This window comes from Micromonospora sp. WMMC264, from assembly GCF_027497275.1.
Classification (GTDB): Bacteria; Actinomycetota; Actinomycetes; order Mycobacteriales; family Micromonosporaceae; genus Micromonospora; species Micromonospora chalcea.
In genome coordinates this window covers 3437915-3461006 of sequence record NZ_CP114907.1, presented here as the reverse complement: position 1 = coordinate 3461006, position 23092 = coordinate 3437915, and the positions used below count along the sequence as shown (strand labels likewise).

20 protein-coding genes are annotated in these 23092 nt (G+C 74.6%); 15 read left to right on the top strand and 5 right to left on the bottom strand.

Translation table 11 applies throughout. The annotated features are described in order from the left end of the window. Window positions 1-31: 31 nt before the first annotated feature. A complete protein-coding gene (locus O7542_RS14720) occupies window positions 32-874 on the bottom strand; it encodes a peptidylprolyl isomerase (protein WP_043330340.1) in 843 nt (280 codons plus the stop codon). Window positions 875-965: 91 nt separating this feature from the next. Further along, window positions 966-1835 carry a peptidylprolyl isomerase gene (locus O7542_RS14715; protein ID WP_064448526.1) on the bottom strand — a complete coding sequence of 290 codons (870 nt, stop codon included), beginning with the start codon at window positions 1833-1835 and terminating at the stop codon, window positions 966-968. Window positions 1836-2072: 237 nt separating this feature from the next. Between O7542_RS14715 and O7542_RS14710 the strand changes: the two genes are divergently transcribed. From O7542_RS14710 to O7542_RS14700, 3 genes are read left to right on the top strand one after another with little or no spacing between them, the layout of a single operon-like run. Continuing rightward, a complete protein-coding gene (locus O7542_RS14710; RefSeq protein ID WP_030502528.1) occupies window positions 2073-2792 on the top strand; it encodes an MBL fold metallo-hydrolase in 720 nt (239 codons plus the stop codon). A 40-nt stretch (window positions 2793-2832) separates the two neighbouring features. Beyond that, complete coding sequence (gene hisS, locus O7542_RS14705) at window positions 2833-4173, top strand: histidine--tRNA ligase (RefSeq protein ID WP_281604748.1); 1341 nt, start codon at window positions 2833-2835, stop codon at window positions 4171-4173. A gap of 51 nt (window positions 4174-4224) precedes the next feature. After that, a complete protein-coding gene (locus O7542_RS14700) occupies window positions 4225-5160 on the top strand; it encodes an acyl-ACP desaturase (protein ID WP_281604747.1) in 936 nt (311 codons plus the stop codon). Between the two features lie 122 nt (window positions 5161-5282). On the opposite strand, the gene O7542_RS14695 is transcribed toward O7542_RS14700, so the two are convergent. Beyond that, on the bottom strand, window positions 5283-5783 hold the full coding sequence (locus O7542_RS14695; RefSeq protein WP_064448524.1) for a PaaI family thioesterase: 501 nt from the start codon (window positions 5781-5783) through the stop codon (window positions 5283-5285). 55 nt (window positions 5784-5838) lie between these two features. Between O7542_RS14695 and O7542_RS14690 the strand changes: the two genes are divergently transcribed. Both O7542_RS14690 and O7542_RS14685 read left to right on the top strand, forming a co-directional pair. Continuing rightward, window positions 5839-6312 carry a helix-turn-helix domain-containing protein gene (locus O7542_RS14690; RefSeq protein WP_043324969.1) on the top strand — a complete coding sequence of 158 codons (474 nt, stop codon included), beginning with the start codon at window positions 5839-5841 and terminating at the stop codon, window positions 6310-6312. A gap of 261 nt (window positions 6313-6573) precedes the next feature. Next, the gene (locus O7542_RS14685; protein ID WP_281604746.1) at window positions 6574-7620 is read left to right on the top strand and encodes a S1 family peptidase; all 1047 of its coding nucleotides are present in this window, start codon (window positions 6574-6576) and stop codon (window positions 7618-7620) included. A 59-nt stretch (window positions 7621-7679) separates the two neighbouring features. Here O7542_RS14685 and O7542_RS14680 read toward each other — a convergent pair whose 3' ends face one another. Next, entirely contained in the window at window positions 7680-8378 is a 699-nt protein-coding gene (locus O7542_RS14680; protein ID WP_281604745.1) for a DUF998 domain-containing protein, read from the bottom strand. 149 nt (window positions 8379-8527) lie between these two features. Between O7542_RS14680 and aspS the strand changes: the two genes are divergently transcribed. From aspS to O7542_RS14660, 4 genes are all read left to right on the top strand, one after another. Next, window positions 8528-10333, top strand: coding sequence for an aspartate--tRNA ligase (gene aspS, locus O7542_RS14675; RefSeq protein WP_281606475.1), 1806 nt, complete (start codon window positions 8528-8530; stop codon window positions 10331-10333). A gap of 68 nt (window positions 10334-10401) precedes the next feature. After that, window positions 10402-11211, top strand: a complete 810-nt coding sequence (locus O7542_RS14670; RefSeq protein ID WP_281604744.1) for a sugar nucleotide-binding protein — start codon at window positions 10402-10404, stop codon at window positions 11209-11211. A gap of 61 nt (window positions 11212-11272) precedes the next feature. Further along, on the top strand, window positions 11273-11884 hold the full coding sequence (locus O7542_RS14665; RefSeq protein WP_210872577.1) for a helix-turn-helix domain-containing protein: 612 nt from the start codon (window positions 11273-11275) through the stop codon (window positions 11882-11884). Beyond that, complete coding sequence (locus O7542_RS14660) at window positions 11881-13293, top strand: MFS transporter (RefSeq protein ID WP_166456337.1); 1413 nt, start codon at window positions 11881-11883, stop codon at window positions 13291-13293. Before O7542_RS14665 ends, O7542_RS14660 begins: the two co-directional genes overlap by 4 nt. A 249-nt stretch (window positions 13294-13542) precedes the next feature. Here O7542_RS14660 and O7542_RS14655 read toward each other — a convergent pair whose 3' ends face one another. Further along, window positions 13543-14283, bottom strand: a complete 741-nt coding sequence (locus O7542_RS14655; RefSeq protein ID WP_281604743.1) for a GNAT family N-acetyltransferase — start codon at window positions 14281-14283, stop codon at window positions 13543-13545. A gap of 132 nt (window positions 14284-14415) precedes the next feature. On the opposite strand from O7542_RS14655, the gene O7542_RS14650 reads away from it, so the two are divergent. From O7542_RS14650 to alaS, 6 genes are all read left to right on the top strand, one after another. Beyond that, a complete protein-coding gene (locus O7542_RS14650; RefSeq protein WP_018785054.1) occupies window positions 14416-14628 on the top strand; it encodes a hypothetical protein in 213 nt (70 codons plus the stop codon). 74 nt (window positions 14629-14702) lie between these two features. Continuing rightward, window positions 14703-16193, top strand: coding sequence for a replication-associated recombination protein A (locus O7542_RS14645; protein WP_043324963.1), 1491 nt, complete (start codon window positions 14703-14705; stop codon window positions 16191-16193). Window positions 16194-18745: 2552 nt separating this feature from the next. Continuing rightward, window positions 18746-19363, top strand: coding sequence for a hypothetical protein (locus tag O7542_RS30535; protein ID WP_043330338.1), 618 nt, complete (start codon window positions 18746-18748; stop codon window positions 19361-19363). A gap of 146 nt (window positions 19364-19509) precedes the next feature. Beyond that, window positions 19510-19971, top strand: a complete 462-nt coding sequence (locus O7542_RS14635) for a DUF948 domain-containing protein (RefSeq protein WP_104115776.1) — start codon at window positions 19510-19512, stop codon at window positions 19969-19971. Window positions 19972-20002: 31 nt separating this feature from the next. Further along, entirely contained in the window at window positions 20003-20308 is a 306-nt protein-coding gene (locus O7542_RS14630) for a hypothetical protein (RefSeq protein ID WP_013285491.1), read from the top strand. Continuing rightward, window positions 20305-22986, top strand: a complete 2682-nt coding sequence (gene alaS, locus O7542_RS14625; RefSeq protein WP_064448515.1) for an alanine--tRNA ligase — start codon at window positions 20305-20307, stop codon at window positions 22984-22986. Before O7542_RS14630 ends, alaS begins: the two co-directional genes overlap by 4 nt. Window positions 22987-23092: the final 106 nt, after the last annotated feature.

Here is a 23092-nt window from a genome sequence, read left to right as displayed (position 1 = left end):
CGGCGGGCGCTTCGTCGTCGTACCGGTGCGGTCAGCCGCCCTCGACCGGGCTCATCGTCACCTTGGTCATGGTGATCTCCTTCTTCGGGTGACCACCGCCGGCCTGCTTGGCGAACGCGCCGTCGTCACCGGCCGCGGCGACCTGCTTCACCACGTCCATGCCACCGGTGATGGTGCCCAGCACCGTGTAGTTCGGGTCGAGCGGCGAGTCGCCGTACACGATGAAGAACTGGCTGCCGGTGCTGCCCGGCTGCCCGGAGTTGGCCATCGCGATGACACCCTCCGGGTACGGCGGGCGCTTGTTGGTGGGGAGGTTCTCCTCGGCCAGGTTGTAGCTGGGCCCGCCGGTGCCGTCGGTGTCCCGCCAGCCCTTGCCGGTGGCGCTCGGGTCGCCGCACTGGAGCACCTTGATGCCCTCGGTCACCAGGCGGTGGCACTTGGTGTTGTCGAAGAAGCCCTTGCTGGCGAGGTGCGTGAAGCTGCCCGCGGTGCAGGGCACGGCGGCACGGTCGATCTTGGCGGTGATCGGGCCCAGGTTGGTGTCGATGGTCATCGTCTGGGAACCCTTGCCGGCCTGCTGGGTCGGCGGCAGCCCGACGTCCTTGATCTGCGGCGGCCGGCCCTCCTTGGGCACCTCCGTGTACGCGCACTGCACGGCGTCGGCAGTGGTCGTGCCGCCGGTCTGCTCGTCGTCGTCGCCGCCGAGCGAGGTGGCCAGCCACACCGTGCCGGCAACGACGAGCACCAGCACGGCCGCGGCGCCGACGATCGCCTGGGTCTGCCGGCGCTTGCGGGCCTTGCCGGCCCGCTCCGCCATCTCCCGCTCGAGCTTGGCCCGCGCCGCCGCGCGCTGGCGGTCTCTGGTGGACGTCACGGTCACTCCTCACCTGCTGCGTTTGGGGTCGGCGCGCGCGCCGCCGGTCACGTGTGGGTGAGCCGGCGGGCTGCCGCCGACTCTGGGTCGGTCAGCCCGCGCTGGCGCTCGGCGAGGGCGCGGGACTGTCGGCCGGAGCCGCGCCCGGCTCGCCGACGGTGACGCTCTGCACCAGGATCTGCGTCTTGGGCTTGACCTTGGCGCCGTTGCCATTGTCCTCCGTCGGCATGGCGCCGATCTTCTCCACCACGTCGAGCCCGCCGGTGACCTTGCCGACCACGGAGTAGGCCGGCTTCTCCGGGCTGGCGTCCTTGAAGAAGATCAGGAACTGGCTGCCGTTGCTACCCGGCGGGTTGCCGATCATGGCGACCGTGCCCTTCGGGTACGTCGCCGGCTGCCCCGGGGCCGGGGAGGCCGACGGGCTGGGCTCCGGCGCGGCCGGCACGTTCTCGTCGAAGAACGAGTAGGTCGGTCCGCCGAGCCCGGTGCCGGTCGGGTCGCCGCAGCGCAGCGCGCCCTCGGCGGTGATCTCGTGGCACGTGGTGTTGTCGAAGAACGAGCGGCCGGCCAGGTAGCTCAGGCTCGCCGCGCCGCACGGCGCGTCGGTCTGGTCCAGCTCGACGGTGATCGGACCACCCTGGTTGGTGGTGATCGTCATCGGCCGGGTGCCCGAGGTGGGCAGGCCCGTGGTGGGCGGCTCGCCGACGTCCTTGAGGTTGGTGTTGACGGCGCCGTCCTGCGCGGTCCAGAGGCAGACGTCCTCGGCGGCCTGCTTCTCCGGCTCCGAGTCGAACGCGCCGAGCGCCCAGGCGGAACCGGCCACGATCAGCACGAGCACCACCGCGGCGCCCACACCGGCCCGGATCTGCCGGCGGCGCTTCGCGGCCGCCGCCCGCCGGGCGAGCTGCCGGTCGAGCTTGGCCCGCGCCAGTTTGCGCTGCCGGTCCCTGCTGGAAGCCACGTGCGCTCCCCTTCCTCTGCCTGAATCGCCGCCGGCGCCGGGCGCCGGCCGCCGTTCCGGTCGGGGTGCGCCACGCCACACGCCCGCCAGAGTGTACGGGTAGCGACTGTGAATGTCGTGTACGAGGTCCCGTCATCTCAGCCCGGCCGGGGCGGACGGGCCCGGTGGCGGGCGGAACTCGCTCGCCGCTACGACTAGGCTGCAAGCAGACGACGACCGGACGGAAAGGGGAGCGACGTGCTCGTGGCCGGCTTTCCCGCGGACGCCTTCGGCACCAACTGCTACGTGGTGGCGACCGCTCCGGGGGAGCAGTGCGTGGTGGTCGACCCCGGCATCGGGGTGCTCGACCGGCTCGACGCCGTGCTCGCCGAGCATCGCCTGCACCCGGCCGCCGTGCTGCTCACCCACGGCCACCTGGACCACACGTTCTCCGTCGCCCCGGTCTGCGGCGCGCGGGGCATCCCCGCCTACGTCCACCCGGACGACCGGGAGCTGCTGGCCGACCCGAGCAAGGCGCTGTCGATGGACCTGACCCAGCTGTTCGGCGGCCGGCTGCCGTACGCCGAGCCGGACGACGTGGCCGAGCTGACCGACGGCGCGACGCTGTCGCTGGCCGGGTTGGAGATCACCGTCGACCACGCCCCCGGCCATACCGGCGGGTCGGTGCTGTTCCGGTTGCCCGGCGCCGGCTCGCCCTGGGAGGCGGAGCAGATCTGCCTCTCCGGTGACGTGCTGTTCGCCGGCTCGATCGGCCGTACCGACCTGCCGGGCGGCAGCATGCCCCGGATGCTGTCCAGCCTGCGGGACAAGGTGCTCCCGCTGGCCGACGACACAGTCGTCCTGCCCGGCCACGGCCCCGCGACCACTATCGGCCGCGAGCGCGCGACCAACCCGTACCTCGTCGAGGTGGCGGGCACCGGCGGCGCGCGCCCGGCCGCGCCCACCCGAGGCCTCTAGACCCTCACCCGCGCCCGCGCGGGTTCTCAAGGAGTTCGTGATGAGCAAGCCCACGCCCATTTCCGGCTTCCCCGAGTGGACGCCGGCGCAGCGGATGATCGAGCAGTTCGTGCTCGACCGGATCCGCGCCACGTTCGAGCTGTACGGCTTCGCGCCGCTGGAGACCCGCTCGGTGGAGCCGCTGGACCAGCTCCTGCGCAAGGGGGAGACCTCGAAGGAGGTGTACCTGCTGCGCCGGTTGCAGGCCGACGCCGACGGGCCGGCCGGTGACGACGCGCTCGGCCTGCACTTCGACCTGACCGTGCCGTTCGCCCGCTACGTGCTGGAGAACGCCGGCAAGCTGCAGTTCCCGTTCCGCCGCTACCAGATCCAGAAGGTGTGGCGGGGTGAGCGCCCGCAGGAGGGCCGCTACCGGGAGTTCCTCCAGGCCGACATCGACATCGTCGACCGGGACACGCTGCCGGCGCACTACGAGGCGGAGATGCCGCTGGTCATCGGTGACGCGCTGCGGTCGCTGCCGATCCCGCCGGTGCGTATCCAGGTCAACAACCGCAAGATCTGCGAGGGCTTCTACCGGGGCATCGGGCTGACCGACACGGAGGCGGGGCTGCGCGCCGTCGACAAGCTCGACAAGATCGGCCCGGCCGGGGTGACGGAGCTGCTGGCGAGCACCGCCGGGGCGAGTGAGGCGCAGGCCAAGGCCGTGCTGTCGCTGGCCGAGATCTCCGCGCCGGACGCCTCCTTCGCCGACGCGGTGCGCGGCCTCGGGGTGAGCGATCCGCTGCTGGACGAGGGCATCGCGGAGCTGGCCGCCGTGGTGGAGACCGCCGCCGCGCACGCGCCCGGCCTCTGCGTGGCCGACCTGCGCATCGCGCGGGGCCTGGACTACTACACGGGTACGGTCTACGAGACGCAGATGATCGGCTACGAGCGGTTCGGGTCGATCTGCTCCGGCGGCCGGTACGACAACCTGGCCAGCTCCGGCAACGTCCGGTTCCCCGGGGTGGGCATCTCGATCGGGGTGACCCGGCTGCTCGGCCTGCTCTTCGGCGCCGAGGCGCTGTCGGTGTCCCGTTCGGTGCCGACCTGTGTGCTGGTGGCGGTCACCGCCGAGGAGGACCGGGCGGCCAGTGACGCGGTCGCGGCGGCGCTGCGGTCGCGCGGTGTGCCGACCGAGGTGTCCCCGTCGGCGGCCAAGTTCGGCAAGCAGATCCGGTACGCCGAGCGGCGCGGCATCCCGTACGTCTGGTTCCCCGGCGCGGACGGCGACGAGGTCAAGGACATCCGTTCCGGTGAGCAGGTGGCCGCTTCGGCGGGCGAGTGGACGCCGCCCCGGGCGGACCTGAAGCCGCTGGTCGGCCCGGCCGGCACTGGCGTCTGAAGGCGTTTGGACCTACGGTGGCGTAAGTTACGCCACCGTAGGGAGAACGTCGTGACCGTGCTCAGCCAGACCGCTCTGCTCACCGAACTCGAGCCGGTGGTCGAGAAGAACCTCGACCGCCACCTGTCGCTGGCCAAGGAGTGGTTCCCGCACGAGTACGTGCCGTGGAGCGAGGGCCGCACCTTCGACGGCCCGCTGGGCGGCGAGGCCTGGTCACCGGAGGACTCGACGCTGCCCGACGTGGCCCGGACGGCGCTGATCGTCAACCTGCTCACCGAGGACAACCTGCCCTCGTACCACCACGAGATCGCCACCCTGTTCGGGCGCGACGGCGCGTGGGGCACCTGGGTGCACCGGTGGACCGCCGAGGAGGGGCGGCACGGCACGGCGATCCGCGACTACCTGACGGTGACCCGGGCGGTGGACCCGGTGGCGCTGGAGCGGGCCCGCATGGTGCACATGTCGGCGGGCTACCAGAACGTCCACGACCAGGAGATGCTGCACTCGCTGGCGTACGTGTCGTTCCAGGAGCTGGCGACCCGCATCTCGCACCGCAACACGGGCCGGGCCACCGGCGACCCGACGTGCGAGGCGCTGCTGGCCCGGGTGGCGGCGGACGAGAACCTGCACATGGTCTTCTACCGCAACCTGCTCGGCGCGGCGTTCGAGCTGGCCCCGTCGCAGGCCATGCGGGCGGTCGCCGACGTGCTGGCCAACTTCCAGATGCCGGGCGTGGGCATCGACGGCTTCGCCCGCAAGTCGGTGGCGATCGCGCTGGCCGGCATCTACGACCTGCGCCAGCACCGTGACGAGGTGGTGATGCCGGTGCTGCGTCAGTGGAACCTGTTCGACGTGACCGGCCTGAACGCCGACGGCGAGGCCGCCCGCGACCAGATCGCCGCCCACCTGGACACGCTGGAGACCCAGGCGTCCCGCTTCGAGGAGAAGCGCGCAGCCCGAGCAGCCCGCCTGGCCGCAACCCGCTGACCCCACCCCCCTCTCTCCCGCGCGATCTTGCACTCACGGCCCCCGCGAATGCCGCGAAACCGGCGCTGCGGGGGCCGCAACCGCAAGATCGCCGGGCGCGGCGGGGGCGCGGGGTGCGGTGGTCAGGGGAGGGGGAAGATCAGGCAGGTTGAGGTGGCGTGGGCCACCAGGCGGTCGGCGGGGTCGGTGAGGCGGGCCTCGGCCAGGGCGGTGCGGCGGCCCCGCTGGAGCACAGTGCCCTCGCAGCGCAGCGTGCCGGTGTCGACTGTTACCGGGCGCAGGAACTTCACGTTGAGGTCGAGCGACGTGTAGCCGACCCCGGGCGGCAGCGTGGTGTGCACGGCGCAGGCCGCGGCGGTGTCCAGCAGCGTGGAGAGGACGCCGCCGTGCACCGTGCCGAGCGGGTTGTAGTGGAACTCCTGCGGCAGCAGCTCGACCGCGACGCGCCCCTCTTCGGCCTCCATCCGGGACATGTCGATCAGGTGCATGATCGGCGGGGCGGCCAGCTCGCCGGCGATCATCGCCCGCATCAGTTCCAGGCCGCTGCGCCGGCCCAGGTGGGCGGCCCCGGCGGCCGGGTCGGACCAGGTGAACGTGCGCGAGCGTTCCTGCGTCTGCGTCATGGACTCAGCCTGGCAGCGCGTTGCTGAGTCTGTCAATCAGACCTAGCCTGGTCGGATGAGACCCGCGGCACTGGACTGGTCGGTGGAGAACTGCACCATCGCGCGCGCCATGGAGGTCCTCGGCGAGCGGTGGACCCTGGTCGTGCTGCGCGAGGTCTTCAACGGCGTACGCCGCTTCGACGACATGCGGGTGCGTACCGGCATCCCGCGCCAGGTGCTGACCAACCGGCTCGCCATGCTCGTCGAGCGCGGGGTGCTGCGTCGCGAGCCGTACCGGGAGCCGGGCAGCCGGCCGCGTCACGAGTACCGGCTCACCGAGATGGGGCTGGACCTGTGGCCGGTGCTCGTCGCCGTGCTCGGCTGGGGTGACCGCTACCTGGCCGACCCGGAGGGCTCCCCGCTGAGCGTGGCGCATCGTGACTGTGGCGCCGAGGTCCGGGTCGAGCTGCGCTGCGCCGAGGGGCACGAGATCACCGAGGCGCGCGACGTGCTGCCCCGTCCCGGCCCCGGCGCCCACCGCCGCGCCTGACCGCCCCGCGCGCCTGACCGTTCGCCGCGCCTGCCCCAGCACGTCGACGCGGGTCGATCCCCGGCTCTGACACCTTGAGTCGATGTTGTTGCTGGGGCGTTACATCGGGCGCTGGTGCGAATCCGGGCAAAGCCATGTCTTGTTTACGATCTTAAATGTGTGAATACTTTGGGCACCCGGGCGGTTTCCCCAGGTCGCCCGGGTTGTCCTCGGGCGCGCCCCCATGACAGCGCCCGTTCACCCCCATTCGGAGGTTGTTACATGCGACCCACGAGGTCCACGCTCCGCCGCGCCGCCGCAGTCGCCGTTGCCGGCACCCTGGTCACCGGCTCGCTGCTCAGCGCCCCCGCGCAGGCCGCCCCCGCGGCCCTCTCGCCGGACGCCGCCGCCACCCTCGTCGAGAAGCTCGGCGCCCGCGCGGCCGGCACGTACGCCGACGCCAGCGGGAAGATGATCGTCACGGTGACCGACACCGCCACCGCCCGCCAGGTCCGCGCCGCCGGCGCCATCCCGAAGATCGTGACGCGCGGCGCGGACAAGCTGAACGCCGCCACCAGCGAGCTGGAGCGCTCCGCGAGCATCCCCGGCACCGCCTGGTGGACCGACCCGGTCACGAACCAGGTCGTCGTCTCCATCGACAGCACCGTCACCGGCGCCAAGCTGGAGCGGGTCAGGGCCGCCGCCGCCCGGCACAACGGCGCGATCCGCATCGAGGCCGAGGCCGGCGTGCTGAGCACCCGGATCTCCGGCGGCCAGGCGATCTACGCCAGCGGCGGACGCTGCTCGCTCGGCTTCAACGTGCGCAGCGGCTCGACGTACTACTTCCTCACCGCCGGGCACTGCACCAACATCGGCTCGACCTGGTACTCCAACTCCAGCCGCACCACCGTGCTCGGCACCCGGACCGGCACCAGCTTCCCGGGCAACGACTACGGCATCGTCCGGCACAGCAACTCGGCCAACGCGGCCGGTAACGTCTCGCTCTACAACGGCAGCACCCAGGACATCACCTCGGCCGGCAACGCCTACGTCGGCCAGTCCGTCCGCCGTTCCGGCAGCACCACCGGCGTGAAGAGCGGCAGCGTGACCGCGCTCAACGCGACCGTCAACTACGCCGAGGGCCGCGTCTCCGGCCTGATCCGCACCACCGTCTGCGCCGAGCCGGGCGACAGCGGCGGCTCGCTGTTCGCCGGCACCACCGCCCTGGGCCTCACCTCCGGCGGCAGCGGCAACTGCTCCTCCGGCGGCACCACCTACTTCCAGCCGGTCACCGAGCCGCTCAGCGTCTACGGCGTGAGCGTCTTCTGATCCACGCACCGTAGTGAACGGGCCGCCGGGCGACCGGCGGCCCGTTCCGCGTACCCCGCTCAGGCGCCCGCTTCCCGCCGGCCCGGACTGACCGGCGGCCCGTCCGGGCGCGGCGGCCGGGTCGGCCGGGCCGTCCAGTGCCGGTGGGCCCGCCGCGCCGACAGCACCGCCGCCAGGGGCCAGAGCGTCACCGCGAGCGCTGCCACCCGCTCGGCGAGCCCGGTCCGGGAGCCGCCGGTCACCTCCGCCACCGACCAGCCGAACAACGCCAGCAGCACCGCCGTCACGGCCAGCGCCACCGGCCGGCGGAACGCCCACGGCGGCCGGCCCGCCGGGGATGCGGCCACCTCGCGCGGCACCCTGCGGGGCAGGCGCAGCGCCGACCCGGCGGGCCAGAGCGACAGCGCGAGCACCGCCACCGTGGCGACCACGCCGTGCGCCGGGGAGCCACCAACCTGCGGGCGGGGGAACGCGATGAGCGCGACGGTGGCCACCCCGCCGAGCGCCAGCAGGAAGCGGCTGGGCAGCCCGGCGGCGTGCAGCGCGGCGGCGGTGGCGGCGTAGCAGCAGCCGAGCAGCACCAGCGCGCCGCCCATCAGCCACGGATCGGTGGCGCCCTCGCCGGCCAGCTCGCTGATCGTGTCCCGCACCGGGTCGTACCCCGCCCCCTGGCGGGCGCCCGCGACCGTCCAGCCCGCCACCAGCAGCGCGGGCGCGGCGGCCGCGGTCACCACGGCCCAGCTCGGTACGGCACGCACCCGGCCACGGTAGAACGCCGGACCCGGCCCGCACGGCGCTTTCGCCACCGCCGGGGCGGACCGGCTCGACGGGTGCCCGGGAGCGGACTCGCCCGCCCTGACAGAATGCGGGGGAGCAGTGAGTGGACCAGATTGAGGAGACGCCAGCCGTGATCCGTACCCACAATGCCGGAAGCCTGCGCGCCGCGGACGCCGGCTCGACGGTGACGCTCGCCGGGTGGGTGGCCCGCCGGCGCGACCACGGCGGTGTCATCTTCGTCGACCTGCGCGACGCCTCCGGCGTCGTGCAGGTGGTCTTCCGCGAGGAGGACGCGCACGCGCTGCGTAACGAGTTCTGCGTCAAGGTCACCGGCGAGGTGACCCGCCGCCCGGAGGGCAACGAGAACCCGGAGCTGCCCACCGGTGAGGTCGAGGTGACCGCGTCCGAGCTGGAGGTGCTCTCCGAGGCCGCGCCGCTGCCGCTGCCGGTGGACGACCAGATCGAGGCCGGTGACGACATCCGGCTCAAGTACCGCTACCTGGACCTGCGCCGGGGCGGCCCGGCGAAGGCGATGCGGCTGCGCTCGCGGGCCAACCAGATCGCCCGTGGTGTGCTGCACGAGCGGGACTTCCTGGAGATCGAGACGCCGACGCTGACCCGGTCCACCCCGGAGGGCGCCCGCGACTTCCTGGTGCCGGTGCGCCTGCAGCCGGGCAGCTGGTACGCGCTGCCGCAGTCGCCGCAGCTGTTCAAGCAGCTGCTCATGGTCGGCGGCATGGAGCGGTACTACCAGATCGCCCGCTGCTACCGCGACGAGGACTTCCGTGCCGACCGGCAGCCGGAGTTCACCCAGCTCGACATCGAGATGTCGTTCGTCACCGAGGACGACGTGATCGACCTCGGCGAGGCGATCGTCTCGGCGCTGTGGAAGGACCTCGCCGGCTACGAGATCGCCCGGCCGATCCCACGCATCACCTGGCACGACGCCATGTCCCGGTACGGCTCGGACAAGCCGGACCTGCGTTACGGCGTGGAGCTGACCGAGCTGACCGAGTACCTGCGCGGCACCGAGTTCCGGGTGTTCGCCGGCGCGATCGACGCGGGCGGCTACGTGGGCGCGGTGGTCATGCCCGGCGGCGCGGCGCAGACCCGCAAGGAGCTGGACGGCTGGCAGGACTGGGCCAAGGCGCGCGGCGCGCGCGGCCTGGCGTACGTGGTGCTGGACGCCGAGACCGGCGAGCCGCGCGGCCCGGTGGCGAAGAACCTGTCCGAGGCGCACCTGTCCGGCCTGGCCGACGCGGTCGGCGCGAAGCCCGGCGATGCGATCTTCTTCGCCGCGAGCACGAACACCCGCGAGGCGCAGGAGCTGCTCGGCGCGGCCCGGATCGAGATCGCCAAGCGGTCGAACCTGATCGACGAGAGCGCCTGGGCGTTCTGCTGGGTCGTGGACGCGCCGATGTTCGAACGCACCGACGAGGGCGGCTGGACCGCCGTGCACCACCCGTTCACCTCGCCGAACGCCGAGTGGGTGGACCGGTTCGAGGACGCGCCGGACCGGGCGCTGGCGTACGCGTACGACATCGTCTGCAACGGCAACGAGATCGGCGGCGGCTCGATCCGTATCCATCGCGGCGACGTGCAGCAGCGGGTGTTCGACCTGCTCGGCATCACCGCCGACGAGGCGCAGGACAAGTTCGGCTTCCTGCTGGAGGCGTTCAAGTACGGCGCCCCGCCGCACGGCGGCATCGCGTTCGGCTGGGACCGGGTCTGCATGCTGCTGGCCGGCGCCGACTCGATCCGCGAGGTCATCGCGTTCCCGAAGACCCGGGGCGGCTTCGACCCGCTGACCGGCGCGCCCACCCCGATCACCGGGCAGCAGCGCGCCGAGGCCGGCATCGACGCCAAGCCGAAGGCCCCGGCCGGTCCGCACGCCGGCACCGCCGGCCCGGCCGCCCCGGTGGCCGACCCCGTCTGATCCTCGCTTTCCGGAACTGGCCCGCGTCATGATGACGCGGGCCTTTTTCGATCTTCGGGGGAGACGACATGAACCTGCTCGTGGTGGGAGCCAGCGGTTTCCTCGGCGCCGAGGTGTGCCAGCAGGCGGTCGCCGCCGGGCACCGGGTCGCCGGCACGTACCACCGCGCCGCCGTCGCGGTGCCCGGCGTCGCGCCGCACCGGCTCGACGTGACCGACCGCGCCGCCGTGCGGGAGCTGCTGACCCGGGTACGCCCCGACGCGGTCGTCGCCACCCCCTACCGGTACGACGACTGGGCGGTCACGGCGGACGGGGCGGCCCACATCGCGGTAGCCGCCGCCGAGGTGGACGCCCGGCTGGTGCACCTGTCCAGCGACGCGCTGCACGCCGGGCGGCCTGCGCCGTACGCGGACGAGGCCGTGCCCACGCCGCTGCACGCGTACGGGGCGGCGAAGGCGGCGGCGGAGACGGCGGTGCGGGCGGTCGATCCGGGCGCGGCGCTGGTGCGTACCTCGCTGATCGTGGGGGAGGGCAGCAAGCAGATCCAGCTCTGCCGGGAGGCCCTCGCGGGGCGGGCCACGCTGTTCACCGACGAGCTGCGCTGCCCGGTGCACGTCGCCGACCTCGCCGCCGCGGTGCTGGAGCTGGTGCCGGGCGACTATGCCGGGCTGCTGAACGTGGCCGGGCCGGACGCGGTGAGCCGCGCCGAGCTGGGGCTGCTGGTGGCCCGGCACGACGGGGTGGATACGGGCGGGCTGCGGACGACCACGATCGCCGCCGCCGGGCTGCGCCGGCCGGGCGAGGTGGTGCTGGACTCCACCCGCGCCGCGGGCCTGCTGCGGACCCGGCTGCGCGGAATCACCGAGCTGTACGGCTAGTTGCACAGATTCTTTGCAAGTATCTTGTGCATGGAAAGTGTGCACAGATATTGTGCATCTCATGGAGGAGAAGAAGCGCACCGTACGCATCGACCACCGTCAGGTCCGCGCGCTGGCCCAGCCGCTGCGCATGCGGCTGATCGGGGCGCTGCGCGTGGTGGGCCCGTCCACCGCCACCGCCCTCGCCGAGACGCTCGGCACCAACAGCGGCGCGACCAGTTACCACCTGCGCCAACTCGCCGAGGTCGGCCTCGTGGTCGAGGACCCGAGCCTCGGCACCGGCCGGCAGCGCTACTGGCGGGCCGCGCACGACGTCACCAGCTGGGAGTCCAGCGACTTCGACGACGACCCCGACTCGCGGGCGGCCATCGAGTGGGTCGAGGCGGACTACGTCCGCTTCTTCGCCGGGCACGCCGAACGCTGGTTCGCCCAGCGGCACCGGTGGTCGCCGGCCTGGCGTGACGCGTTCGGCATGGGCGACTTCTTCATGCGCATCCCGGTGGACCGCCTCAAGGCGATCCAGGAGGAGGTCTTCGCGGTCTTCGAGCGGCACCGCGACGAGACCGACCCGGACGACCCCGACGCCGAGACGGTGCAGCTCTACCTCGCCGCCCTCCCGATGGACGCGGCGTTCCCCCGGTCCACCCCGCCACCCGCCGAGGAGAAGCCGTGACCGCGCTGTCCGTACGCCAGATCCGGATCCGCTACCTCACGCTGTACGGCCTGCGCTGGCTGCCCAGCGGCCTGCTCATGCCGGTGATGATCCTGCTGATGCAGGAGCGCGGCCTCACGCTGTCCCAGATCGGCCTGGTCGCCACCGCCCAGGGCCTCGTCGTGCTGGCGCTGGAACTGCCCACCGGCGGCTTCGCCGACGCGCTCGGCCGCAAACCCGTGCTGGTCGCCGCCTGGGCCATCGGCCTCGGCTCGCTGGCGCTGATGGCGGTGGCCGACTCGTTCTGGATGTTCTTCCTGGTCTGGGCGCTGCAGGGCGTCTACCGGGCGCTCGACAGCGGCCCGATGGAATCCTGGTACGTCGACGCGACGCTCGCCGCCGACCCGAAAGCCGAGTACGAACGCGGCCTCGGCTGGGCCGGCACCGTGATCGGTGTCGCCATCGGCGCCGGCGCCCTGCTCAGCGGCGGCCTCGTCGCGCTCGGCCCGGTCGGCCCGGTCAGCGCCCTCGCGCTGCCGGTGATCGTCGCCGCCGTGCTCCAGGCCGTGTCCATCGTGGCGCTGCTCGCGCTGATGGCCGAGCGGCGGCCCGCGTCCGGCCCGGCCGCGCTGCGCGCCTCCGTGGTCGACGCGCCCCGGATGGTCGGGCAGGCCGTCGGGCTGCTGCGCCGAAACCGGGTGCTGGCGGCCCTGGTCGCCGTCGAGCTGTTCTGGGGCTTCGGCATGGTCACCTTCGAGTCGCTGCTGCCAGTACGCCTCGCCGAGGTGCTCGACGACCCGGCCCGCGCCGCGGCGCTGCTCGGCCCCGCCGGCACCGCGGCCTGGCTCGCGAACGCCGCCGGCGCCGCGCTCACCCCGTTCCTGCTGCGCCGCCTCGGCGCCGCCCCGGCCGCCGCGCTGATGCGGATCCTCCAGGGCGTCACAGTGGTCGGCATGGGCCTGCTGGCCGGGCCGGTCGGCATCCTCATCGCGTACCTGGCCTGCTACACCGTGCACGGCGCGTCGAACCCGCTGCACATGGGACTGCTGCACCGGCAGGTCGACGGGCCGTACCGCACCAGCGTGCTGTCGCTCAACTCGATGGCCGGCCAGCCGGCCGGCGCGCTCGGCGCGGTCACGCTCACCGCGCTGGCCGACGCCACGAGCGTCAGCACCGCCATGATCGTCGGCGGGGTGGTGCTCGCCGTGGCCGCGCCGCTCTACCTGCCGGCCTGGCGCGCCGCCCGCCGTACCCCCTCGGCGGTCGACGTGACGCCGGAGGTGACGGGCGGCGGCCCCGGCCACGCCGGCCTGGCGTCCGAGCCGCCCCTCGACGCGGCGGACCGTGGCGCCGCCGTCGGCGCGGACGCGGCTGCCGTCACTGGCGGGCCCGGGCCGGTGGTCGTGCCGGCGTCACCCGGCCGCGACTGAGTCCTGCGGGCGTCGTCCGGCAGTGGTTGGGCCGTCCCGGCGTCCCGGCGTCCCGACGGCGGGCGTCGCCCGGCGGCGGCCGAGTGGTGCCGGCGTTGTCGGCAGCAACGTTCCCGGCATCGCCGTGCGGGTCACCGCCCCGCGGGTGGAACGTCATGGGTGTCTCGGCTCCCGTTTGACACCCATGACGTTCCACTCACCGGTTCGACGCGCCCGCTTCCGATCGCAGCCCTGGCCGGGTGCCGGCAGTCAGGCCAGCTTGATCGAGGTGCGGCGTTCGGTGGCGGTGAAGCCGAGCCGCCGGTAGAGCCGGATCGCGCCCAGGTTGTCCGGGTAGACGCCCAGCGCCACCGTGTCGTACCGGGCGAACAGCGCGCCCGTCATGCCGGCGGTCAGCGCCGCGCCCAGCCCCCGGCCGCGAAGCCCGGGTGCGACGGTCAACCCGGCCAGGAAGCCGATGTCGGCGCGGCTGCGATCCGCGCCGCAGGCGAGCAGGCGGTCCCCGTCGCGGATCCCGTACCAGTCGACGATGCCCGGCTCGCCCGGCCGGGAGGTGGTGCTCGGAAACGCCTCCTCGATCAGCGCGGTCAGGGCGGGGCGGTCGGCAGCGGTGAGCCGCTCCACCCGCTCCTGCTCCGGCTGGTGCGGCGGCGGCGCGGTGGTCCAGAGGAAGTCCCACTCGATCAGCCGGGCCACCGGCAGCCGCGCGGCCACCTCGTCCGGGTCGGCGTGGGGCAGGTTGATCGACTGACCGGCTCGCAGCGTCCCGTCCGCCCGGTGGGCGGCGAAGACGTCGAGCGCCGGGCCGGGGGCGCCGACCGCCCCGCCGGCCGACCACTCGCCCGGCGGGAGCAGCCACCCGACCGCGCCGCCGTGCCGCCATCCGCGTACGGCCTGGTCGCGCCGCAGCGCGTGCCGGGCGTACGGGTGGTCGCCGGCCGCGGCGAGCAGCGCCTCGCGCCCGGTCAGCGCCTCGTCGACAGTGATCATTGCGCCAGCCTACGAGCACCCGCGGCCCGTATCGGAGGCCGCCCATCTCCTGTTCCAGGGTGGAGATTGACGAACAGACCGATTGGGTACATCCGTCGCCGACCTGCTGGGAACCCCCACCGGAGGAACGACATGCTCGCCATTCTCGCGGCCATCGTGTTCGGTTTCGCGCTGCTGCTCGACTTCATGAACACCGACCTCGGCGCGCCCGATCTGTTCAGCACCTCGACGCTCATGCTCATCGGCTTCCTGCTGCTCTCGCTCTACCTGGCCGGCGTCGGCTCCGGCCCGCGCGGCGGCGGTGGCGGCCGCTGGTACCGGGGCCGGCGGCCGGGTCGCGGCTGACCGGAAACGACCACCTGGGTCGGGTCGGCGGCGCGATTCCGGCGCCGTCGGCCCGGCCCGGTACTGTTCTCGTGATGGAATCGGACGCCCTCTTCACCCTCGGCGAGCCCGCCGGAGCACCCGCGGGCGCGAGCGGCGCCGACGGCTTCACCGACGCCCGGGCGGACTCGCCCCTGCCGGTGCGGATGCGGCCGGCCGGCATCGACGAGCTGGTCGGGCAGGAGCACCTGCTCGCACCGGGCGCGCCGCTGCGTCAGCTGGTCGAGGGCGCGGCGCCGATGTCGGTCATCCTCTGGGGGCCGCCGGGCAGCGGCAAGACCACGATCGCGCATCTCGTGGCCCGGGCCACCGACCGGCGGTTCGTGGCGATGTCCGCGCTGACCGCCGGCGTGAAGGACGTCCGCGCGGTGATCGAGACCGCGCGGCGGCAGCGCCGCTCCGGCGGCCCGCCGACGGTGCTGTTCATCGACGAGGTGCACCGGTTCAGCAAGACCCAGCAGGACTCGCTTCTCGCCGCCGTCGAGGACCGTACCGTCACGCTGCTGGCGGCGACCACGGAGAACCCGTACTTCTCGGTCATCTCGCCCTTGTTGTCGCGGTGCGTGCTGCTCACCCTCCAGGCCCTCGACGACGACGACGTACGCGGGCTGCTGCGCCGCGCGGTCGCCGACGAGCGCGGCCTCGGCGGCGCGCTGGTGCTGGCCGAGGAGGCGGAGGACCACCTGGTCCGGCTCGCCGGGGGCGACGTACGCAAGGCGCTCACCGCGCTGGAGGCGGCCGCGGCCACCGCGACCGCGCTCGGCGCCGGCCGGATCGACCTGGCCGTGGCGGAGCAGGCGGTCGACGTGGCGGCGGTGCGCTACGACCGCGACGGCGACGCGCACTACGACGTGACCAGCGCGTTCATCAAGAGCATGCGCGGCTCCGACGTGGACGCGGCGCTGCACTGGCTGGCCCGGATGCTGGTGGCCGGCGAGGACGCCCGGTTCATCGCCCGCCGGCTGGTGATCTTCGCCAGCGAGGACGTCGGCATGGCCGATCCCACCGCGCTGACGGTGGCCACCGCCGCCGCCCACGCGGTCGAGTACGTGGGCCTGCCGGAGGCGCAGCTCAACCTGGCCCAGGCGGTCATCCACCTGGCCACCGCGCCGAAGTCGAACTCGGCCACCGCCGCGATCGGCGCCGCTGTCGCCGACGTACGCGCCGGTCGTGGCGGCCCGGTGCCGCGCGGGCTGCGCGACGCCCACTACTCCGGCGCGCGCGGACTCGGGCACGGGGCCGGCTACCGCTACCCGCACGACGACCACCGGGGGGTGGTCACCCAGCAGTACGCTCCGGACGACCTCGTCGGGACCGACTACTACCAGCCCAGTGGGCACGGCGCGGAGCGGGCGGTGGCCACCCGGCTGCCGCTGCTGCGCCGGATCGTCCGTGGGCTGCCGGCACCGGCGACCCGGGCGGAGGCCGGCGCCCCGGCCGCCGTGAACGGGGCCCGGGTGGGTGGCGGCGAGCAGGCCAGCGGGGCGAGTGAGGGCGGCAGCGACGCCGCCGAGGGGGGTCAGTAGTGATGGCGCGTGGTCCGGAGCGGCCGGCGGACGGCCCCGACGAGCGGCGCGATCCGCGGGCCAAGGGCCGCCGGTGGGGACGCGGCCGGGCCGAGCCCGAGCTGGACCCGACCGTCGTCGGCGAGGAACTCGGCTGGATCGACGATCTGCGTACCGCCAAGCAGCAGGGCGGCGAACTCGGACCGGAGGGGGATTCCTCCGCGCCCGCGCCGGGCCGGCCGGGAGCAGCACCGGGCCCGGCCGCCGGGCCCGGCATGCCTCCGCCCGCCGCCGGGCCGGGGATGCCCGCCCGGTCCGCTCCGCGGCCCCCGGCGCCGGGCCCGCAACCACCCGGCCGGCCGGGTCCGCAGCCGCCCGCGTCCGGTCACCCGGGCCCGCAGCCGCCCCTGGCCGGTCACCCGGGTCCGCAGCCACCCGTCTCCGGTCGGCCCGGCCCGGCGGCGCCTCCGTCGTCCGCCCGGCCCGGTCCGTCGTCTCCCGCCGCCCCGCCCCCCGGCCGTCCCCAACCGGCCGGGGGGGTGCCGGACGGCCGCACCGACCCGACGCAACCGCCCGTTTCCGGTCGTGGCGGCCCGGCGTCCCCGCCGGGCGTGGGCCGCGGAGGACCGGCCGGGCCCGGTCACGTCCGGCCCGGCGCGGACGTACCACCTGTCGCCGGGCGTTCCGCAGCGGACGCGGGCGCCGCCCGGCCCGGTCCGGAGATGCCACCCGGCCGTCCGGCTGACGCGCCGCCCCCGATGCCCGGCGGCCGGCCCGGTCCGCGTCCTCCGGTGACCCGGCGCGGTCCCGACCAGCTCGGCCCGGCCGCGCCGCCGGTGCGCCCCGGCGGTCCCGAGGCCGGCGCGCCGCGCCCGCCCGTCGACGGTCCCTGGCCCGGCGTGCCCGAGGCCCGTCGTCCGGCGGGAGCACCCGCCCGCCGGGGCGCGGACAGCCCCACCGGCCAGCAGCCGCCGGTCACCGGCGTCTCGCCGCCGCCCGGCGCGCCCGCCGGGCCGCCACCCGGCCGGGTACCCGCCGAGCCGGGCCGCCCGCCCGTCGACGGCGAGCACCGGCCCCCGACACCGCGCGGCCGGCACGGCGCCGGCGTGCCGGAGGGCGCGCACCAGGCCGCAGCCAACCCGCCCGTCACCTCGCCGCCCGGCGGCCGCCGGGCCCGGCCCGACGACACCGCCGGCGTCCAGCCGGTCTCCGGCGGGCCCCGTCGCGCGCGACCGGACGACGTTGCGCCCGGTGTCCGGCCCGTGTCGGGCGCGGGCCGTCGTGCCCGGCCGGACGACGTTCCGCCCGGCACCCGCCCCGTCTCCGGCGCCGGCCGCCGCGCCGCGCCGGAGGGCGTCGTGCCCCCGGCGGGTGGCCGCCGGGCCGCCCCGGAACCGGACCGCCCGCCGGTGGTGCCGCGCAGCGGAAACGCGCCGGACCTGCCCGGCGCGCCCGTGTCCGGCGGCCCGGCGAACGCGCCGCGCCGCGCCGCGCCGGGTGGCCGGAGGGCCGCTCCCGACGGGCCGGCCGAACCCGGCGCCGCGGCCGAGGCGGCGCGGCCCGGACGTCGCGCGGCGCCTGACGACACCGGCGACCCGCGCCCGCAGCGGCCGGGCGAATGGTTGCGGCAGGCCGGTCGCGCGCCACACACCGACCCCGCCATGCCGGTGACCCGCCGCCCGGCCGATGAGCCGACCGGCCGTACCGGCGCCGCCGTCCCACCGGTCCGCCCCGAACCGGCCGATCCGGGTACGCCGTCGCGGCGGCCCGCGCCGGCTGGACCGGGTGGGCCGGCGCGTGGCGCGGCGGCAGGCCCTCCGGCTGCACCGGTCCGGCCCGATCAGTCCGTCGCGCCACCGGCGGGTCCTCCGATGCCCGCCCCGGCCGCGAACCCCGGCCGCCCCGGCCCGGCCCGGGGCGCCGCCCGCCCCGGCGTACCACCCGGTGGCGGCCCGCAGAGCGACGTCGAGCGCACGGGTGGTGTGCCGATCGGTGGTGGCCGTCCCGGTGGTGGCCCGCCGCGTCCGGCCGGTCCGCCCGGCGGCGACGGTGGCCGTATCGGTCCCGGCCCGCACCCACCCCGGCAGGGACCCGGCGGTCCCGGCCCGCACCCACCCCGGCAGGGACCCGGCGGTCCCGGCCCGCATCCGCCCCGGCAGGGGCCCGGCGGGTCCGGCCCGGTCCGGCCCGGTGAGGCACCTCCGCCCGGTGGCGGACCCCGTCCACCGGTGGCGCCCGGCGCCCGGGGCGCGGCCGCCGGACCGGCGCCTGCCGCCCGCGCGGCGGCGGGTGTGGCGCGACCGGTCGGGCCGGACGAGCGGACCACCGGCCGGGCGGCCGGCCCCGGACCGGAGCCGGACCGCAGCGGTCCGGGCAACCCGGCCGGCGTGGCGCCGCCTCCGGGCGCTCCGGCGGTGGCGCGGGCGGCTGCTGTCGTACCCCCGGGGGAGGCTGCCGGGCCACGGCCCGGCGCGGACGGCATGCCCGCGCCGCGACCCGCCGGTCCCGGCGTGGACGAGACCGACGCGGAGGCCGGTGGCCTGCGCGGCGCCCGGTCCGAGCTGCGGCGGCAGATGCGCGAGCGGCGCCGCCTGCGGATGGGTGTCCTCGCGCTGGTGAGCCTCCTGCTGCTGGGCGCGGTACCGCTCTACTTCGGCATGCGGACGCTCAGCCGCGATCCGGTCTTCGACACCCTCGACGCGCTCGACGTGCCCGCCTGGGCCGAGAAGAAGACAGTCGACAACGTCAGCGGCAGCCGCTGGTGCCTGCAGGACTGCCGGCTGCGGGAACGCGCGGTCGAGTCGGAGCAGGGATGGGAGCAGACGGTCGCCGTCTACGAGCAGGCGCTGGCCAAGGACGGCTGGCGGCGGTGGAGCGTCGAACGCTGCCCGGAGGAGAAGGTCGAGGGCAGCTACACCTGCTGGCGTCGCGACGAACTCACGCTTGACCTGTGGGTACGCGACCCGGCCTGCACGCCGCCGCCGATCGACGGCGCGCCCGCGCCCTCCGCGCCGGCCGCGCCCGCAGCGGCGACGTGCACCGGCTCGTTGGTGTCGGTGAAGGTGCGCAACGCGATCGACGACGAGCGCACCGGGCCGACGCCGACCACCGATCCGTCACTCACCGGTGAGGATCCGTTCCCGACGCTGACCGACGACCCGCTGGGCGAGGCGACTCCCTCACCGTCGTGAGCCGACTTTCATCACGGACGGTAGGGTCTGGGGCTGGCACGCCCGTCCGCGCCCGGTGACCGGGTCGGCGTGGCGCGAAGTGGGTAGGTACGGTCGCGCGTTCCGGAGCGTCGGGTTCCGGGACACTGCTTGAGGAGGACATGCGCGTGAGTGGTGGAGAAATCGCTGCGCTGATCGCGGCCGGCGCGTTCCTGATGCTGGTGCTCGTGCTGGCGGTGCCGATCCTGCGGCTGCGGCACACCGTGGACGCGACGACCCGCATGATCACCGAGGTGAACGAGCGCACCGCGCCGCTGCTCGGGGACGTGAACACCACGGTGAAGAACGTCAACGTGGCGCTGGAGCAGGTGCAGACCTCGCTGGACGGGGTGAACCTGCAGCTCGCCAAGGTGGACACCATGACCAGCCACGCGCAGAACGTCACCGCGAACGTGGCGAACCTGGCCACCGTGGTCTCGGCCGCCGCCGCGAACCCGCTGGTGAAGGTGGCCGCGTTCGGGTACGGCGTGCGCCGCGCCGCCTCCGCGCGCCGGCACGCCGAGACCGAGCGCGAGGTGCGCGACACCATCAAGCAGCAGCGTCGCGCCGCCAAGCGCGGCAACCGCTGACCCCGACCGGCGTACGCGGGAGGATGAGAGCATGAGGCGGTTGTTCTGGCTGGGCATCGGGCTGGCCGTGGGCGTCCTGGTGGTGCGCAAGGCCACCCGGACCGCGCAGGCGTACACCCCGGCCGGCATCGCCAGCGGGCTGTCCGAGTCCGCCGGCGGTCTGGTCGAGTCGCTGCGGGCGTTCGTGGACGACGTCCGGGTCGGCATGGCCGAGCGTGAGCAGGAGATCCACGAGGCCTTCGCCCGCGGCGAGGTGTACGACGACCAGTTCGCCGAGCTGCGGGAGGACCCGCGCATCGGCGACCGAGAGATTTTCCCGGAGGACCACCAGCGATGAAGACGGCGGAGATCAAGCGGCGGTTCCTCGCCCACTTCGAGGCGAACGGGCACACCGTGGTGCCGTCCGCTCCGCTGCCCGCCATCAGCGACCCGAACCTGCTGTTCATCAACGCGGGCATGGTGCAGTTCGTGCCCTACTTCCTGGGCCAGCAGACCCCGCCGTACGCGCGGGCGACGAGCGTGCAGAAGTGCATCCGGACGCCTGATATCGACGAGGTCGGCAAGACCAGCCGGCACGGCACGTTCTTCCAGATGAACGGCAACTTCTCCTTCGGTGACTACTTCAAGTCCGGGGCGATCCCGCTCGCCTGGGACCTGGCCACCAAGTCGGTCGAGGCGGGCGGCTTCGGGCTGGACCCGGAGCGGATCTGGGCCACGGTCTACCTGGACGACGACGAGGCGTACGACATCTGGCGCGCCACCGGCGTGCCGGCCGAGCGGATCGTGCGCCGCGGCAAGGCCGACAACTTCTGGTCGATGGGCATCCCCGGCCCGTGCGGCCCGTGCTCCGAGCTGTACTACGACCGCGGCCCGGCCTACGGCCGCGAGGGCGGTCCCGAGGTCGACGAGGACCGTTACCTGGAGTTCTGGAACCTCGTCTTCATGCAGTTCGAGCGCGGCCCGGGCACCGGCAAGGAGGACTTCCCGATCCTCGGTGACCTGCCGGCGAAGAACATCGACACCGGCATGGGCCTGGAGCGGATGGCCTCGCTGCTGCAGGGCGTGGACAACCTCTACGAGATCGACGAGGTCCGCCCGATCCTCGACAAGGCCGCCGAGCTGACCGGCAAGCGCTACGGCGTGCACTCCGGTCACGCGGCGAACGAGTCGCACCCGGACGACGTCCGGCTGCGGGTCATCGCCGACCACGTGCGCACCTCGCTGATGCTCATCGGCGACGGCGTGACCCCGTCGAACGAGGGCCGGGGCTACGTGCTGCGCCGGATCATGCGCCGGGCGATCCGGGCGGTGCGGCTGCTGGGCTACCAGGACCGGGCGCTGCCGGAGCTGCTGCCGGTGGCCCGCGACTGCATGGCGCCGTCGTACCCGGAGCTGGCCGAGGACTTCGGCCGGATCTCCCAGTACGCGTACGCCGAGGAGGACGCGTTCCTGGCCACGCTGCGCGCCGGCACCACGATCCTGGACACCGCCATCGCGGAGACCAAGTCGGCCGGCAAGGCGGCGCTCTCCGGTGACAAGGCGTTCCAGCTGCACGACACGTACGGCTTCCCGATCGACCTGACCCTGGAGATCGCGGCCGAGCAGGGGCTGCAGGTCGACGCGGAGGGCTTCCGCCGGCTGATGGCCGACCAGCGCAGCCGGGCCAAGGCCGACGCGCAGGCGCGCAAGACCGGGCACACCGACGTGTCGGCGTACCGGTCGGTGCTCGACGGCGGCGGGCCGGTGGAGTTCACCGGCTACACCGAGCTGAGCCGCGAGTCGCGGGTGCGCGCGCTGCTGTCCGGCGGCGCCGCGATCTCCGCCGCGGTCGAGGGCGACACGATCGAGCTGGTGCTCGACACCACCCCGTTCTACGCCGAGGGCGGCGGGCAGCAGCCCGACCAGGGGCTCATCACCGTCGGCGGCGGCCAGGTCGAGGTCTTCGACGTGCAGCAGCCGGTGCCCGGCCTGATCGTGCACCGGGCCAAGGTGGTGCGCGGCGAGGTGCGCTCCGGGGAGACCGGGTACGCCGAGATCGACGTGTCCCGCCGCCGGGCGATCTCCCGCTCGCACACCGCGACGCACCTGGTGCACCAGACGATGCGCAACTTCCTCGGCGAGTCGGCCACCCAGGCGGGTTCGCTGAACGCGCCCGGCCGGCTGCGGTTCGACTTCAACACCCCGACGGGTGTGGCGCCGAGCGTGCTGCACGACGTGGAGCAGCAGGTCAACGAGGTGCTGCTGGCCGACCTGGAGGTGCACGCGTTCGTCACCAGCCAGGAGGAGGCGCGCCGGATCGGGGCGATGGCCCTGTTCGGCGAGAAGTACGGCGAGCGGGTCCGGGTCGTCGAGGTCGGCGACTACGCCCGGGAGCTGTGCGGCGGCACGCACGTGGCCCGCTCCGCCCAGCTCGGCCTGGTGAAGATCCTCTCCGAGGCGTCGGTGGGTTCCGGGGTACGCCGGATCGAGGCGCTCGTCGGCATGGACGCGTTCGGCTTCCTGGCCCGCGAGCACCTGCTGGTGTCCCGGCTGGCCGAGCTGTTCCGGGTGCCGGGGGAGCAGGTCGCCGACCGGGTGGAGCAGACCGTCACCCAGCTTCGCGACGCCGAGAAGGAACTGGAGAAGCTGCGCGCCCAGCTCGTGCTCGGCGGGGCCGGCGCCCTGGCCGCGCAGGCCAAGGACGTGCGCGGCGTCGCGTACGTCGGCACCGAGGCGCCGGAGGGCGCGGCTGCGAACGACGTGCGGACCCTCGCCCAGGAGATCCGGGGCCGGATCGACCCGGCCCGCCCGGCGGTGGTCGCGGTGGCGGCCCGGGCCAACGGCAAGGCGTCCCTGGTGGTGGCCGTCAACCAGGCCGCCCGGGGGCGGAGCCTGAGCGCGAAGGACCTCGTGAAGGCGGCGTTCTCCGGCCGGGGCGGCGGCAGCGACGACCTGGCCCAGGGCGGCGGCCTGCCCGCGGCGGAGGCGCCGAACCTGCTGGTCACCGTCGAGCAGGCGGTCGCCGGTACGGCATGAGTGAACGCACCGAGCGGAGCGAGGGCCGTGAGCGCATGCCCGATCGGCACGGCATGAGCGCACCGATCGACGCCAGGGCGGACCACCCGGTCCGCCCTGGCCCGTA